At 54.5% G+C, this 15,306-nt stretch carries 13 protein-coding genes; 8 read left to right on the forward strand and 5 right to left on the reverse strand.

Annotated elements, in window-relative coordinates; translation table 11 throughout:
* The first annotated feature begins 61 nt into the window (after positions 1 to 61).
* The 7 genes from HYD27_RS11395 to HYD27_RS11425 all read left to right on the forward strand — a co-directional run bounded on the left by HYD27_RS11395 (position 62) and on the right by HYD27_RS11425 (position 8,743).
* The gene (locus HYD27_RS11395) at positions 62 to 757 is read left to right on the forward strand and encodes a response regulator transcription factor (protein WP_219215061.1); all 696 of its coding nucleotides are present in this window, start codon (positions 62 to 64) and stop codon (positions 755 to 757) included.
* Complete coding sequence (locus tag HYD27_RS11400; RefSeq protein WP_219215063.1) at positions 750 to 2,051, forward strand: sensor histidine kinase; 1,302 nt, start codon at positions 750 to 752, stop codon at positions 2,049 to 2,051. The genes HYD27_RS11395 and HYD27_RS11400 overlap by 8 nt, the downstream gene beginning before the upstream one ends.
* A 309-nt stretch (positions 2,052 to 2,360) precedes the next feature.
* Complete coding sequence (locus HYD27_RS11405) at positions 2,361 to 3,488, forward strand: ROK family transcriptional regulator (RefSeq protein ID WP_219215065.1); 1,128 nt, start codon at positions 2,361 to 2,363, stop codon at positions 3,486 to 3,488.
* Between the two features lie 559 nt (positions 3,489 to 4,047).
* Complete coding sequence (locus tag HYD27_RS11410) at positions 4,048 to 5,559, forward strand: sugar ABC transporter ATP-binding protein (RefSeq protein WP_219215068.1); 1,512 nt, start codon at positions 4,048 to 4,050, stop codon at positions 5,557 to 5,559.
* Between the two features lies 1 nt (position 5,560).
* Complete coding sequence (locus HYD27_RS11415) at positions 5,561 to 6,589, forward strand: ABC transporter permease (RefSeq protein WP_219215071.1); 1,029 nt, start codon at positions 5,561 to 5,563, stop codon at positions 6,587 to 6,589.
* Positions 6,590 to 6,665: 76 nt separating this feature from the next.
* Positions 6,666 to 7,667, forward strand: coding sequence for a sugar ABC transporter substrate-binding protein (locus HYD27_RS11420; RefSeq protein ID WP_219215074.1), 1,002 nt, complete (start codon positions 6,666 to 6,668; stop codon positions 7,665 to 7,667).
* A gap of 35 nt (positions 7,668 to 7,702) precedes the next feature.
* Entirely contained in the window at positions 7,703 to 8,743 is a 1,041-nt protein-coding gene (locus HYD27_RS11425) for an NAD(P)-dependent alcohol dehydrogenase (protein ID WP_219215075.1), read from the forward strand.
* A 117-nt stretch (positions 8,744 to 8,860) separates the two neighbouring features.
* Here HYD27_RS11425 and HYD27_RS11430 read toward each other — a convergent pair whose 3' ends face one another.
* Complete coding sequence (locus HYD27_RS11430; RefSeq protein ID WP_219215078.1) at positions 8,861 to 9,259, reverse strand: hypothetical protein; 399 nt, start codon at positions 9,257 to 9,259, stop codon at positions 8,861 to 8,863.
* Between the two features lie 838 nt (positions 9,260 to 10,097).
* On the opposite strand from HYD27_RS11430, the gene HYD27_RS11435 reads away from it, so the two are divergent.
* A complete protein-coding gene (locus HYD27_RS11435; protein ID WP_219215081.1) occupies positions 10,098 to 11,264 on the forward strand; it encodes a DUF4317 domain-containing protein in 1,167 nt (388 codons plus the stop codon).
* 312 nt (positions 11,265 to 11,576) lie between these two features.
* Here HYD27_RS11435 and HYD27_RS11440 read toward each other — a convergent pair whose 3' ends face one another.
* The 4 genes from HYD27_RS11440 to HYD27_RS11455 form a co-directional block, all read right to left on the reverse strand.
* Entirely contained in the window at positions 11,577 to 12,206 is a 630-nt protein-coding gene (locus HYD27_RS11440) for a fumarylacetoacetate hydrolase family protein (protein WP_219215085.1), read from the reverse strand.
* A complete protein-coding gene (locus HYD27_RS11445; protein WP_219215087.1) occupies positions 12,203 to 13,093 on the reverse strand; it encodes a dipicolinate synthase subunit DpsA in 891 nt (296 codons plus the stop codon). The genes HYD27_RS11440 and HYD27_RS11445 overlap by 4 nt, the downstream gene beginning before the upstream one ends.
* Positions 13,080 to 14,006, reverse strand: coding sequence for a dihydrodipicolinate synthase family protein (locus tag HYD27_RS11450; protein WP_219215090.1), 927 nt, complete (start codon positions 14,004 to 14,006; stop codon positions 13,080 to 13,082). Before HYD27_RS11450 ends, HYD27_RS11445 begins: the two co-directional genes overlap by 14 nt.
* Before the next feature lie 66 nt (positions 14,007 to 14,072).
* A complete protein-coding gene (locus HYD27_RS11455; protein WP_219215093.1) occupies positions 14,073 to 15,305 on the reverse strand; it encodes a pyridoxal phosphate-dependent aminotransferase in 1,233 nt (410 codons plus the stop codon).
* Position 15,306: the final 1 nt, after the last annotated feature.

Genomic DNA, 15,306 nt, shown 5'->3' on the forward strand with positions numbered 1-15,306 from the left:
TCGCTGTATTTCGCTGCATCCGTATGTATAAAAGCTATCAACTGAAGAAGGAATTGAAGCGATGCGGGTATTAATGATCGAAGATGAAAAATACATGGCAGAAGCGATTGCCCAGGTGCTGAGGAAGCATCATTACAGCGTGGATTTGGCTTATGACGGAGAAAATGGTCTGGACTTTGCGGTTACCGGAATTTACGATTTGATTATTCTGGACATTATGCTGCCCAAGCTGGACGGTATTCAAGTTCTTCGCAGGCTGCGCGATGAAGGGATCGCCATACCGGTTATTCTGTTAACCGCAAGAGACGCTCCGGAGGATAAGGTGCGGGGCTTGGACACCGGCGCAGACGATTATCTGGCCAAGCCCTTCCATACCGGAGAGCTGCTGGCGCGCATACGCGCGTTAGGCCGCAGAACACCGGAGTGGCTTCGTGACGGTGTTTTAAGCTGCGCGGATTTGGAGTTGAATCCGCAAACGCTAATCTGCTCATGCAATGGCGAGGAAATACAGCTCCCCTTGAAAGAAGCGCAGGTCCTGGAACTGCTGATGAAAAGCAGCCCGAGAATTGTATCCAAGGAGCATATGATCGACAAGCTGTGGGGGTATGATACGGAAGCGGAGGGAAACCGCGTAGAGATTCATATTTCCTTATTGCGCAAAAAATTGAACCGGCTCCAGACGAAGGTATCCATTGAGACAGTTCGCCATGCAGGATATGTACTGCGGCAGCGGAGGGATGAAACCGGAAATGTTTAGAAAGCTGCGAAACACCTTATTATTGTTCAATATATCCATTACGGGAATCGTTATATTGGCTGCATTTGGCACGATTTATTGGATTACGTCCAGCAGTATTCAGGCCGACATCCATGCCAAGCTGTACAACGTACCGCAAATTGAATTTTCAGGAGGCGGAGGAGCCTCCCTTTCCGCTCAAGTGCAGGACTCGGATTCATTGGACACTGAGAGTCAAATCGTGATCAATGCCTCCGAAATGTTCAGCCTGGAGACCGACTCTGCCGGAAAGCTTGTGGAGATTTATTCTGCTCTGGAGCTGCCGGAAACAGCGTATGAGCCTGCAGCCCGGCAGGCGCTTACCCTAAAGAACAGCAGCTCGCTCATTCACTGGCAGGGCAAGCAGTGGCGCTGCAGAATCGTTGCTGTACAGGAGGCTGCGGAAGGCTCTGCTAAAGAAGACGCATCCTTGGCCAAGCAGCGCTTGCGGATTACCTTTCTGGATGTTACAGATAGCTATAAGACACTGAATGCCCTGAGGAATACGTTGCTGGCCGTTGGCGCGGCGGTGCTTTTTCTGCTTGCGGCCATCAGTTTTTTCTTCGCGAACCGGGCGATCCGTCCTGTGATTGAGGCTTGGGCGAAACAGAAGCAATTTGTGTCAGACGCCTCTCACGAACTGAAGACGCCGCTTTCCATCGTCAACGCCAATCTCGGTGTGCTTTTGGAGAACCGGAGTGAAACGGTCGGGAGCCAATTGAAATGGCTGGAATATATACAGGCCGGAACGGATCGCATGACGAAGCTTATTTACGATTTGCTGGCATTGGCCCGGATGGAGGACAGCTCCCGTCAGCCGCAGGCCCGGACCTTTGACCTCAGCCATACGGTGGAGGAGGTATTGAGTACATTTGAGGCAGCTATCATCCTGAAAAATATTACACTTACACAGTCCGGCGTTCCTCAGGCTATCGTAAAAGAGGACGAAGAGCGAATCCGGCATTTGCTCCAGATTTTAGTGGATAACGCAGTCAAATATGTTGATGAAGGCGGGGAAATTCATGTCTCGGTAACCAGAATAAAATCGCGGGTCCAGTTTGAAATTACCAATACCGGGGAGGGGATCGGGCAGGAGGAGCTGCCGAAAGTGTTTGACCGCTTTTATAGGACCGATTCCTCCAGAACATATGAAAGCGGCAGCTTTGGTCTGGGACTGGCCATAGCCAAGAGTATTGTCGAGCAAGCGGGCGGCAGCATCGCGGTGCAAAGCAAGGCGGGGCAGACTGCCTTTATGTTTACGTTAAAGCTGCAATAAGCAGCGCGGCGGAGTAAGAACAGCCTGACTGTTTAAGTTGACCGAAAGGCAATGTGCCGATAGAATGGCTGGCCGTGCGCTCTACCGGATGGCTTCAATATATTGCGTCATGTTAATTGCTGCGGAACGTTTGTTCCAATGCAAACCGTTCAGGATCATTCCGTGAACAAAATGAGTATTTTTTTGCTTATGTTAGTGAATTTATTCACAAATTCAACATACCAGATCATTGCAAAACCGGGTGGGAATGTATATGATAAATACATACATTACAAAAGTACATTTATAAAAGTCGGAGGATTTATGATAATGGCCACATACCGCTTGAACAGCATGGAAGTCAAGAAAATGAACCGTAACGCCATTTATCGATATTTGTATCATCACGAATCGACTTCCATTCAGGAAATTGCGCAGGCGCTGAATCTGAGTCTTCCCACGGTTACGCAGAATCTCAAAGAGCTGCAGGAAAGAGAGCTGGTTGTAGAGACTGGTTTGTTCGAGTCCACAGGGGGCAGGAAGGCAAAAGCGATGGCCTGCAACAGTGTGGCCCAATATGCGGTCGGTCTGGATATTACCCGCAATCATGTCGGCATCGTCATGATCGATCTGAGCGGCAAAATCGTCAAGAATGTCCGGAACCATTTCCCCTTTGCCAATAGCGAAGCCTACTTTAAGGGAGTAGGGGAGCTGGTAGAGGATTTTGTACAGGAATGCGAAGTGGACAGCAGTAAAATACTGGGGGTTGGCATTGCGCTGCCAGCTATTCTCTCCGACGACCGCCAAACGGTAAGCTACGCCACCGTCATTGATTTCAAAGGGGGAAGCGTCCGGAGGTTCGCCGAATACATTCCCTATCCCTGCGTCCTCAGCAATGATGCGAATGCGGCCGGCTTCACGGAACTGTGGGGGGAAAAGGACATTCACAATGTTGTGTACCTGTCGCTAAACAATAGTGTGGGCGGCTCGTTCATTGTCGGCAACCAGATTTATGCCGGGCAGAATCACCGGGGCGGCGAATTCGGCCATATGACCATTATGCCCGGAGGCCGCACCTGCTATTGCGGGCAGAAGGGCTGTGTGGACGCTTATTGCTCGGCCAGAATTCTCTCCGACAGCACGAAGGGCAGCATTTCCGAATTCTTCCGCTTGCTGCGGGAGGGCCGGGAGCCGCAAAAAACCATCTGGGAGGAGTACCTTGGTTATCTGGTGGTCACAATCAACAATCTGCGCATGCTGTACGACTGCGATGTAATCCTGGGCGGCTATGCCGGCGCCTATATGGAGGAATATATTGATACCCTCCAGGAGCTGGCGGCCCGGAAGAACACCTTCGAGACAGACGGCAAATACCTGCGTGTCTGCAAATACAAGCTGGAGGCCACTGCCGTGGGAGCTGCACTGGAGCTGGTGGCCGAATTTATTGACAGCATCTAGCTTGATACCGGGTATGCTTGCCTTCAGCACTCTTGCATCATTTTATCCGTGATTTTAGTGAATTATATAGAGTGAACTTAAGAATGTAACTTGCTGCACGGACGAAATCCTTGCTCCGCAAGGGGTTCGTCCATCGGCTGTCCATCATTCTTAAGTTCAGCTTATATAGCGAAAAAATTCAAACTCCTGCTCCCATGCTCCTCCGGTGGAGGGACGATGCTGCGTTTGCGGTTTCGGCCTCTTCCGGAGGAGCTTTTGCATGCCGGTCTGTTGTGCGCAAATGCCCATCTGAATCTCGGTGCCGCTTCTGTATATACCCGGGCTGCTCTTCGGATAATAATATCGTGCAGGCAATCAATGAATGCGTTTCCAACTTTTTTAGGTTTTTGTTGACTTCAATTCAAAACTGGCTATAATCTTATTTAGAAGGTTTTATAAAAGTATTTTAGTAACAATTGGAGCAGGTGAGAATCCAGTGTCAACTAAGCTGTGAGGGGGACGCTGACCTTGAGAGACAGACGGGTAAACAATGGGGACTACATCATTTGGAGGGAAGGGAATGGAACAGAGCAATAAGCTTAGGGTATCGCAGATCGAGAAATCCTTTCCGGGGGTTAAGGCGTTAGACAAGATTGACTTTACGGTGAAAAAGGGTTCGGTGCATGTCCTGTGCGGCGAGAACGGCGCGGGAAAATCAACCTTGATGAAAATCATCAACGGCATTCACCAGCCGGACGGCGGACAAATCTTCATCGACGAGAAGCCTGTCAAAATTGGAAACCCGATTCAGGCCCGGAATTTGGGGATCTCGATGATTTTTCAGGAGCTGAATTACGTGCCGGAAATGACAGTCGAAGAGAACATTTTTCTTGGGAATCTGCCGGCGAACAGGTTCGGCAAGGTGAACTGGAGGGAGGTCAGACAGCGTACAACTGAGCTGCTGCGGGCAGAGAATCTGCCGTATTCTCCCACCACGCTGCTCAAAGACTTGACGGTCTCGGATATTCAGATGCTGGAAATTATGAAAGCGATTTCGTACAAGTCGGACATTATCATTATGGATGAGCCTACTTCGGCGATTACCCATGAGGAAGTGGATAAGCTGTTCGTCAAAATCAGAGAGCTGCAGGCACGCGGCGTCAGCATCATATACATTTCCCATAAGCTGGACGAAATATTCCAGATCGCCGACGAGATTACGGTGTTCCGCGACGGAACGGTGGTGGAAAGCCATCCCAGGGAAGAGCTGGATATCGAGACGGTCATTTCCCTGATGGTAGGACGCAAGCTTACCAACACTTACCCGAAGGAGGAAGTCGAGATTGGAGAAACGCTGCTTAAGGTGGAGAACCTGTGCGGCGCCGGCGGCTACCGGAATGTCAGCTTCCATGTCCGCAAGGGTGAAATGGTCGGCTTTGCAGGATTGATCGGAGCGGGAAGAACAGAGGTTATGCGCTCGCTCTTCGGGCTTGATCCCATCGTATCCGGGAAGGTCTACATGAAGGGCCGGGAAGTTAACATTAAAAGTGTGGAGCAGAGCATTCGCAACGGCATGGTCATGCTCTCCGAGGACAGACGCCGGTATGGGATTATTCCCATGCGGTCGGTCAAGGAGAATACGACGCTGTCGTCTCTGAAAAGCATCTTCTACCGGTTCCGCTATCACGGGAAGACCGAGCAAACCATCGTTTCCGGCATGTTTCAGAAGATGCGGGTAAAGACTCCTTCCATGGAAACCGTCATTGCTTCGTTGAGCGGGGGGAACCAGCAAAAGGTAGTATTGGCCAAATGGATGCTTCTAAATCCCGATGTTCTCATTCTGGATGAGCCGACCCGGGGAATCGACGTGGGCGCAAAATATGAAATCTATAAGCTGATGACGGATCTGGTCAAGGAAGGGAAGGTCGTCATTATGGTATCCTCCGAGCTTCCCGAGCTGATTGGAATGTGCGACCGGATATATGTGATGGCCAAGGGAACCATTACAGGGGAGCTCAGCCGAAAAGACTTCTCCCAGGAGCAGATCATGAAATACGCGACCGGAACGAAAACATCAAATGAGGTGAACTGAATTGAAAGAGAGTATAAATTGGAGCCAATTCTGGAGCACATTTAAAAAAACATACAGCATCTATCTGGTGCTGCTGGCACTGTTTATTGTCTGTTCCTTTGCCAACCCCAACTTTTTGTCCGTCAATAACCTGACCAATATTTCCACCCAATTGGCGGTCACGACGATCCTGGCTTTTGGCCAGACGATACTGATCATCAGCGGGATGCTTGACCTGTCGGCAGGCTCGGTGCTGGCGCTTTCCGGGGTGTTTGCTGTATCCGCTTACAAATCGACCGGCTCCTTTACCGTCGCCATTCTGGCAGGCATCGTGACGGGGATTGTGTGCAACATCGTCAACGCCGTGATGGTCAGCACCTTCAAGACTCCGCCTTTTATTGCCACGCTGGCGATGCTGACCATGGCGCGGGGGGTCGCCCTTCTCTTCACCAAAGGGCAGAACATCCTGCAGCTTGGGGATTTCACCGTACTCGGCCAAGGCTCAATCGGCTTCATTCCCATCCCTGTTCTTTTCTTGATCGCTTTCGCCATTATTACCTGGTATATCCTGAGGCATACGAAATTTGGACGCTCCCTGTTTGCCGTCGGCGGAAATGAAGAGGCAGCCACTGCTTCAGGCATCAATGTGCACAGAGTCAAATATACCGCCTTTATTATCAACGGTATTTTTGTAGGGATGGCCGGGATTCTCTTCATGTCCCGGGTCAATGCCGGACTTCCCAACGGAGCAATCAACTATGAATTTACGGCGCTGACGGCAGCGATCATCGGGGGCACAAGCTTTTCCGGGGGGATCGGTTCCGCAGGAGGCACGCTGGCCGGCGCATTCATTGTTGGCTTTTTGGATAACATCATGAACCTGACCAATGTCGATTCCTACATGCAGCAGATTATCCGTGGCGCCATCATTGCCTTGGCCGTTATTTACGATATCCGTTCCAAGAACCGCAGAACCAAGAGCACGCTGGGCCGGATTGAAGACAAGAAGGGCGGTAAGAAGGGAGAACGGCTGCCGGAAAGCAGCAAATGACCATTCCGAATCGGAGAAAGCCAGTTAACCGGATTAAACAGCAATGCTGTTTAAAATAAAAAAGAGGGGTAAAAAAATGAAAAAAACATTTATTACCGTGGTTTCGATGCTGTTGGTAATTGGACTGCTCGCAGGTTGCGGAAACAACAATACGCCAACGCCGGCAAATTCGGGAGCGCAGGGAGAAAACAGCGGAGAGAAAGTGTACAAGGTTGCCTACATCGCCCGTGCGCAATCCGACTCCTTTGCAGCCTGGCTCGCCAACGCCGTGAAGGAAGAAGCGAAGAAATATTCTAACATCAAGCTTGAGGTCTTCGACGGACAGGCCAGTGACGACAAAGAAAACTCCATGATCGAGAACGCGATTACCAACAAGTTCGACCTCGTTATTGTACAGCCCAACAACGGTGAAGCCCAAAGACCTTACGTAGAGAAGGTGATCAAAGCCGGTAAATTCGCCATTACGACCAACGCCCGCATTTCCGGCATTGAAGGCGCATCCTCCGTGGACGCCGATCCATACGAGCAGGCCGGAGTGAACGCACGTGCGGCGCTGGATCAGATTCCGCAAAATGCCAAGGTCGTCGTATTGAACGGACCCTCGGGTAACTTCCATGCCGATAAACGGAGAGAAAGCTGGCAGAAGGAATTCTTCGACAAACGTCCGGATGTGCAGATCGTCGGCGAGCAAATCGCCAACTGGAACAAGGACGAAGCTATGAAATATATGGAGGACTGGGTCCAGGCCAACGACAAGATCGATGCGGTCGTTTCCATGAACGACAACATGGCGGCGGGCGCAATCGAAGCCGTGAAGGATAATGCCAAATTCAGCGGCATGCTTGCTTATGGCGTAGACGGAACCGCTGAGGCGTTCCAGCTGATCAAGGAGGGCAAGATGACCTCCACCTGTCTGCAGAATGCTTTTGAACTGGCGGAAAAGCTTCTGGAGACCGGCAACCAGCTGCTGACCGGAGGAGAGAAGCAAATTGATACGGATATCGGCAACCCGCTGATTACCAAGGATAACGTGGATGAGTATATTGAATTGCTGGAAAAGGCGGAAGCCTTGAAATAACCGGAATGACTGCTGCCTATGAGGAGGAGAATCATATGAAGAACAGGGCCTTTTATATGACGGATCTGAAGAAAATGGAAATGAAGGAAATTGACATGCCTGTACCCAAAGAGGGCGAGGTAATTATAAAGCTGGAATATGTCGGGATTTGCGGCTCCGACGTGCACTATCTGGAGCATGGGCGCATCGGCGACTTCGTTGTTGACGGAGATTTTATTCTGGGTCACGAATGTGCCGGAGAAGTGGTGGAGCTTGGCTCCGGAGTGAAGAATCTTCAGGTGGGGGACAGGGTTGCACTTGAGCCCGGAATCACCTGCGGCCAGTGTGAATTCTGCAAGAGCGGAAAGTACAATCTCTGCCCGGATGTGAGATTTCTGGCAACTCCGCCCTATCACGGCTGCCTGATGGATTATATCGCCTTTCCCGAGAACATGGCCTTCAAGCTGCCGGACAATGTATCTTCAGAAGAGGGGGCATTGGTAGAACCGCTGGCTGTGGGACTGCATGCTGCGGCTCAAGGCGGAATCACGCTGGGGGACCGTGTTGTTATTCTGGGAGCCGGCTGTATAGGTCTAGTGACGCTGCTGGCCTGCAAAGCCTTTGGCGCAACGGATATCGTGGTGGTGGACATCATTGAAAAACGGCTGGAGGCGGCGAAAAAGCTGGGAGCTTCCCGGGTAATCAATGCCAAGCAGGAGAATGTTCTGGAGGCAATTGCCGCGCTGACGGACGGTCAGGGCATGGATAAGGTGATTGAAACCGCGGGGAGCGAGCATACCGTCAAGCAGACGCCCTATCTGGTCAAAAGGGGCGGAACGATCGTGCTCGTGGGGCTGGCTGCCAAGGATATCATTGATTTCGACTTTATGCAGATTATGTTCAAGGAGGCTGACATCAAATCAGTGTTCCGTTACCGCAACCTGTATCCTGCCGCCATTGGCGCAATTTCAGACGGTAAAATCGACGTCAAGGGCATCGTGACCCATGAATTCGACTTTGAGGATACCCAGAAAGCCTTTGATTTTGTTATCGGCAACAAGGAAGATGTGGTGAAGGCCGTAATACGGATGGGCTAAGCAGCCACCGGCGTGAGAATGAGAGGGATGCTCAGGACGAAGCAGGGACGTGAATATTCACGCCCCTGTTTCAGTTGCGGTTGGATTGTGCCGGGGAATCCGGGCACTCCGTCCGGTTTAATTGAAAGAAATGGTGTAGGATACAGAAGGGAATGGCGTAGTCGAGCCGGGCACCCGTTCTACTACAGTGACCAGTGTACCGGGTTCATAGTAGCCAGAACCGCCGCTGTAATTGGTGCTGTTCACGATGGCTGTGCCGAGGTCGATCGTCGTATTGTTGTAGCTCCAGTAGTAGTGCAGCCGAAGTGTATTGGCTGCAGATGCCGTGACTTTCACGCTTGTGCCGGTCGTTTTGGCGTTAGGGAGAATGTAGGCATATGTTGTTTGATCTGCGTTGAGGGTATTGGAATAGCTGCCCCCATAGCTTACGATGGCAGGATTAGCCGATGCGGTCAGGCCAAACATCATTGATATGCCCATAATCAAAATAAATGCTATGGCGTTCAGTTTTTTCATAGATCGCCCATCCTCTCACAATGAAATGTTTTTAAAGTTTAACTGCATAAACTAAAAAACCTTTTCAAACGGAATATATAGATTGAACTTGTAATTTTTCTATTTAGGATTGGCCGTGACTCCAGAGAATGCTTGGACTTTCCGCCGCTGCCTGTATGCAGATTTCTTGATGTATACCACTGTTCGCGGTGGAAATCCGCAGATAAAGGCAGACGCTCCTCCTGCATTTCCCGAATTTCCTTCTGCCGCTTTTTCGCCAGCCGTAATTAGTGGTAAAAAGGACCCCTAAGGTAGCGCATTCGGATTCCGGATCATCCCTAGTGGGAAAAAGTACAACTAATTCGCCTGAAATCACCTTGTATGGGGGAGATGGCCTCCAATAAGTGTACAAAATCCCACTAAATCCTGTTAAATCCAGAATTCCAGCCTATTAGTGTTACTTTTTCCACTTCGCATTCGTTCCCTATGAACCTCCTTGCGTTCCATCAGCTTGTTCAGGTTCTCCGGTTCATTTCATATAGAGCTTCCTCCTCCTCTCGCAATGTTAACGCTTACAACGCTTTCCTCTCTACTGTATACCAATTTATTACAGATGTAAATAGTGGGTTAAATGGAAGAATAGGCTCAAGTGACGGCAGCGTACTTCAGATTCGTGGCAGGGATATTGGACCTGATCGGCGCCTATCCGTGGCTGATTGGTACAGCCATGGTATTTGTCTCCCGGCTTTTCTTCTCAGCATGGTTTGTCATTCCCGGCATAAGGATGCTCGGCAAATCCCCTCCTGATCCATTATACTGAATAAAGTCATAACACAACTAAGGAGCTGCCGAACCCATTATGAATAAAAAAGAAGTCGCGCACATTCGCAAGCAATTCAAGCTGGACCATGAGATGCTCAAGCTTTTTGATATTCTTAACGTGTATATTATGAAGGACAGCAGTGAGATCTATCATTACGAGTGTCAGCCGTTCGGGCTGGTAGACAGAGAGAAGCAGGAGCTGTATATCGGCAATTTCAAAAAACTGCTGACCGGTGAGCTGGACCACAAGCTGTTCGAGCTGCGTTTTCAGGAGGAGGCGGTGGAACCCGCGAATGTGCTGCTTCATCAAGCGCTCGTGACCGGTGACCGGGAAGAATGGCAGGACCTGATGCTGCTGCTGGTGAACAAAATGCTGGCAGATGCCAAGTATGAAAAGGACATGGTGGTCACTTTCGTCCGCGGGCAGTATTTCCGGCCCACCAAGACCAGGAATGAGGAAGCCGAAAAGAGTGAGAAGGACGAGCTGTTCGCGCATCCGTTCATTCTGTGCAGCGTGAACTCCACGGAACAGCAGCGGAAAAACCTCATGTTCGATTATGTGGAGAGGGAATTTAAATACAATATCATCGTTGATCCGATTATCAAGCTCAGTTCGCCGGAGCAAGGGTTCTTTTATCCGAGTGTGACAGACAACTATTCTGATGTGAACCGCATTCTGTATTGTACGGGAAAATCGAATTATCCGGATCCGCAGTTCATCGGGCAAGTCTTGAATGCCGAAAGATCCGCAACGGCCTTGGAAGTGAGAACCATCTTTGAGGACATCGTGAAGGAAGTTGCAGGCGAACAGCTCGATGCGGCCACCCTCGCTCAAGTGTATGAGGAAATCCAGCAGGTGATCGAAGATGGCGCCGAGGAGGAAGAACCTCCTAAGCTGGATTACAGAGATGTGGAACGCGTCCTGAAGGTAAGCGGCGTGGAGAATGTGACGGCGGAAAGGGTGGAGCTTGCGTTTGAGACGGTCGCCGATGACCGGAACTATGAACTCAAAGCGGCCAGCGTACTTCCCAAATTCAATTCGAAGTCGATCAAAATCGAGACAAAGGTAGCCACCATTTCCGTCAGCCCGCAGGATTTAAGGTATGTGAGGCAGGTGAATTATCAAGGGAAACGCTGCATCATGATCGAGGTTGACGAGGATGTTGTGATTGAAGGCTTTACGCTCAGTACAGAGACGTTGTAGTACAAGTACGGAGGCTGTGCGAAATGCGTCAGTTGTCTTTGCATCTGAATGTTAACTAGAGTTAACATTCTTCAATCTCTGTGGTATTCTGCGGAAATGCGTGGTGCCCAGGCGGCACAGATCGGCCAGAGCGTGGAAATAACAAAACACCCCCGGCGGGCCAGGGGTGTGGATCGGGAGGGACAGAAGAAATTGCGCCGGGCGTCCGCATGCGCCGCCGGGAAGTCGTGCCGGGTCAAGCGCGGCGCTTCCGCCCGCTCAATCCCTGACTCACCGATTGTACGGGGGGATCATGGTCAGAAGAAGACGCGGTTACTTCAGAGTAACGGTGCCGGAGCCGTCGGGCGTGTCCGCCCAGAACAGCTCCAGGCTGTCGCCGTCGTGCAGCTCCCCGACGCCGTCGGGCGTCCCGGTGAAAATCAGGTCTCCCGCCGCCAGGCCGTAATGGCCGCCGATGTGCGCTGTCAGCACACTAAGGTCGAAAATGGCGTCCGCCAGCCGTCCCCGCTGACGCTCCCGGCGGTTGATGTTCAGCGAAAATTCGGTGCTGGTGAGCGTCTCAAGCGCGGGCAGCGGCCGGAAGGCCGTCAGCGGCGCGGAGCCGAAGAAGCCCTTGGACTTCAGCCAGGGCTGCTGCTTCTCCTTGAGTTCTGACTGCACGTCCCGCAAGGTCAGGTCGAGGCCGAGGGCGAAATCCGCCAGCAGCTCCTCCAGGGCGATGCCCGGCTCGTAGGACCGGCCGATGCGGACCACCATCTCCGCCTCGTAATGGACGGAGCCGAAGCCCGAGGGCAGGGCCAGCGCCCCGCCCTCCATGGGAATGGCGGCGTGGGAGGGCTTCATGAAGATCATCGGGGTTTCCGGCACGGCGTTGCCCAGTTCTGCGGCGTGCTTGCCGTAGTTACGCCCTACGCAGTAGATATTGCGAATGTTTTCGGTCATTGTGCATCCCAGCTTTCGTCAAGAGCAGATTTTATACTGAGAAACTGGGCGTTGCCGGAATGGATAGGCGCCAGCCCGGCCTGCCCCCGCGCCCAGACCACGTGGAGGCCGAGGGCTCTGCCGGCCTCGTGGTCGATGCCGCCTGGAGGCGAGGCCAGGTCCATGACCAGAGCGTCAGGGCGGACAGCCTGCAGCACCTCCTGGTCGATGAGCATCGCCGGAGCCGTATTGTAGAGCAGCAGCGCCTGACCGGCGGCTTCCTTCAGCTCCTCCGGCGTGGTGCCGCAGACCTCGAAGCCGTCGGCGTAGGCGCGAACGCGGATTTCCGGCCGCCGAACGGCTACGGTCACCCGGGCGCCCATGCCGCGCAGACCGGCGGCCAGCAGCGAAGCGATGCGGCCGTAGCCGACGATCAGCGCCGGGGACCGGTGAATTGTATGGTCAGTCTCCCGCACGGTGGCGGAGATCGCTCCTTCCGCTGTGGGAATGGCGTGCATCACCTGCAGGTAATCGTCATCCTTGAGATTGTAAAACTGCGTGCCGTAGGGACGGGCCATCTCGCGGATCGTGGGCGTTGCCATTCCCGAGAAGAAGGCGGCTTCCGGCTTTGCGGCGGCGAACCAGTCCGCAGTTACCACGATCTCCCCTGCGGCGGCGGGAGCGTACAGTTTGTCCCCGGCAGCGATGCCGGGGACCGGCGCGATGAGAATGGCGGCGTCCTTCACCGCTTCCAATGGGCTGGCGGCGCGCAGCGCTTCATAACGCGGGTCCGCCACAACGCCGAAAGTGCGGACCGTGACGCCCAGCTCCAGCAGACAGCGGGCAATTTCCAATTCCCGCTTGTCGCCGCCGAACACGGCGGCGATGCTACCTTCATAAGGATACAAGGGCTTCTCTCCTCTCCAGATAACGGCTCCATATATCGGCATACTCCCGCTCCGCCGCTTCCTCCAGCGGCCGGAACGGAGCGCGGACGGGACCCGCCTTGCGGCCTGCGTGGGCCATGGCCAGCTTGATGCCCGCCGGCTGGCCGTGCTTGCGGAAGAAATCCCGCAGCGGCTGCCAGCTGTAGAACAGCTGGCGGGCCGGATCCAGCCGGCCTTCCCCCACCAGGCGGTACAGATGGACGTAATCCTTCGTCAGCACGTTGGCCAGGGTGGAGGTGATGCCGTCGAAGCCGAGGGCCAGGGAACCGAGCGCGACGCCGTCGGAGCCGCAAAACAGTGAAAATTCGTCGCTGCACAGCGCCCGGGTGCGTACCTGGGCGTGAAGATCGGTATTGGCCTGCTTGACGGAGACGACGCCGGGCAGCGCCGCCACCTCGACCAGCTGCTCGGGCGTCAAATTCAACCCGATGCTGGTGCTGTTGTAAATCATCACCGGCACGTCCGCCTCTTCGGCAACCTGCCGGAAGTGGGCCAGGACATCCGCCTGGCGCACCTCCGCTACGTAAGGGGGCGTCACCATCACCCCGTCGGCTCCCGCCGTGCGGGCCTCCCGGCTAAGCTCGACAGCCTCCCGGGTGCCGCTGGCTGCGGTGCAGCAGACGAAGGGAACCCGGCCGGCCACCGCCTCTCCCGCCGCGGCGAACAGCGACAGCCGCTCTTGCCGGGACATGCTGGGGTATTCGGCGTAGGTTCCGCCGACGATGACGCCGTGGGCGCCCTCTGCCAGAAACGTTTCGATGTTCTCCGCAAGTCCGGTCAGGTCCAGCGTCCCGTCCGGCTGAAAGGGTGTAATCGCCAGGACGAAGATGCCCTGCCATTTCGCTTGCGGCTTGTGCTTGCGCGTGTTGTACAATACGGGTCACCTCCAGATCGGTATAATTGATTGCTCAGCTATATGCTGTATAAGGAATTATTCGCCTCAGCCGGCGGGGGACGCCTGCGTCAGAACGTCGCGGATGGCCGCGAGCCCCCGGCGCAGCGTGATCTCGTCCGCCGCGAAGGAAATGCGCAGATGGTGCGGGCTGCCGAAGGCAGTTCCGGGCATCACGACGACCCGGCGGAGCTCCAGGAGCAACGCGCTCAGATCGCCGGCGTCGGCGATGACACGCCCTGCAGCCCGTCGGCCAATCCAGTGCCGGATATCGGCCCAGAGGTAGAACGCGCCCTCCGGCTCCAGACAATGGAAGCCGGGGATGGCGGCGGCCCCCTCCAGGGCGATGCGCCGCCGGTTGCGGTAGCGCTCCCGCATGGCCGCCACCCCGTCCTGAGGACCGGTCAGAGCGGCGATGGCCGCTTGCTGGACCAGGTTAGGCGGGTTGCTGGTGGTGTGGGACTGGAGCATAGTCATCCGGGCGATCAGCTCGGCCGGAGCGGCGGCGAAGCCGAGACGCCAGCCCGGCATGCCGTAGCCCTTGGACAGCGACTGGACGATGACGGTGCGCTCCCGCATGCCGGGCAGCGCGGCGATGCTGCTGTGGCCCTCTGGGCGGTAGTTGAACTCAGCGTATACCTCGTCGCTGACCGCCCACAGGTTGTGCTGGCGGCAGAGCCGGGCCAGCGCCTCCAGCTCCTCCGGCGTGTACACCGCGCCGCTGGGGTTGCCGGGGCTGTTCAGGATGATGAGCCGCGTCTTCGCCGTCAGCCGCGCCTCCAGCTCCTCCGGTGTCAGCTTGTAGCCGGTCTCCGCCCGGGTCGGGACGCAGACGGGCACGCCGCCGGCGAACTTGACCTGCTCCGGGAAGGACACCCAATACGGCATGGGGATGATGGCTTCGTCCCCTGCCCTCAGCAGCGCCAGCATCGTGTTGAACAGGACATGCTTGCCGCCGATGGAAGCCATGACTTCACTGCGTTCGTATGCGACGCCGGAAACCTCCTGCATTCTGGCGCGGACGGCGTCCTTCAGGGCGGCGGTGCCGCCGGAGGCGGTGTAGCCGTCGAAGCCGCTGAGGACAGCATCGACTGCCGCCTGGCGGATTAGCGGAGAGGGGCCGAAATCGGGCTCACCCAGCCCGAGGGAGAGCAGCTCCACGCCCTCCGAGCGCAGGCGCTCCACCTGCTGCTCCAGTTCCGCCGTTGCCGAAAGGGACATTTGGCTTACCCAGGCGGGCCATTCTTCTATTGCAGCGGGAACAGTCTTGCCCTTGGCCATC

The organism is Paenibacillus sp. S150 (genome assembly GCF_019352175.1).
Lineage (GTDB): Bacteria > Bacillota > Bacilli > Paenibacillales > Paenibacillaceae > Paenibacillus_AQ.

Excerpts from the sequence above, each read along its gene's own strand:
- HYD27_RS11395 (WP_219215061.1), top strand. The coding sequence starts at position 62 with ATGCGGGTATTAATGATCGAAGATGAAAAATACATGGCAGAAGCGATT.
- HYD27_RS11400 (WP_219215063.1), top strand. The coding sequence starts at position 750 with ATGTTTAGAAAGCTGCGAAACACCTTATTATTGTTCAATATATCCATT.
- HYD27_RS11405 (WP_219215065.1), top strand. The coding sequence starts at position 2,361 with ATGGCCACATACCGCTTGAACAGCATGGAAGTCAAGAAAATGAACCGT.
- HYD27_RS11410 (WP_219215068.1), top strand. The coding sequence starts at position 4,048 with ATGGAACAGAGCAATAAGCTTAGGGTATCGCAGATCGAGAAATCCTTT.
- HYD27_RS11420 (WP_219215074.1), top strand. The coding sequence starts at position 6,666 with ATGAAAAAAACATTTATTACCGTGGTTTCGATGCTGTTGGTAATTGGA.
- HYD27_RS11425 (WP_219215075.1), top strand. The coding sequence starts at position 7,703 with ATGAAGAACAGGGCCTTTTATATGACGGATCTGAAGAAAATGGAAATG.
- HYD27_RS11430 (WP_219215078.1), bottom strand. The coding sequence starts at position 9,259 with ATGAAAAAACTGAACGCCATAGCATTTATTTTGATTATGGGCATATCA.
- HYD27_RS11435 (WP_219215081.1), top strand. The coding sequence starts at position 10,098 with ATGAATAAAAAAGAAGTCGCGCACATTCGCAAGCAATTCAAGCTGGAC.
- HYD27_RS11440 (WP_219215085.1), bottom strand. The coding sequence starts at position 12,206 with ATGACCGAAAACATTCGCAATATCTACTGCGTAGGGCGTAACTACGGC.
- HYD27_RS11455 (WP_219215093.1), bottom strand. The coding sequence starts at position 15,305 with ATGGCCAAGGGCAAGACTGTTCCCGCTGCAATAGAAGAATGGCCCGCC.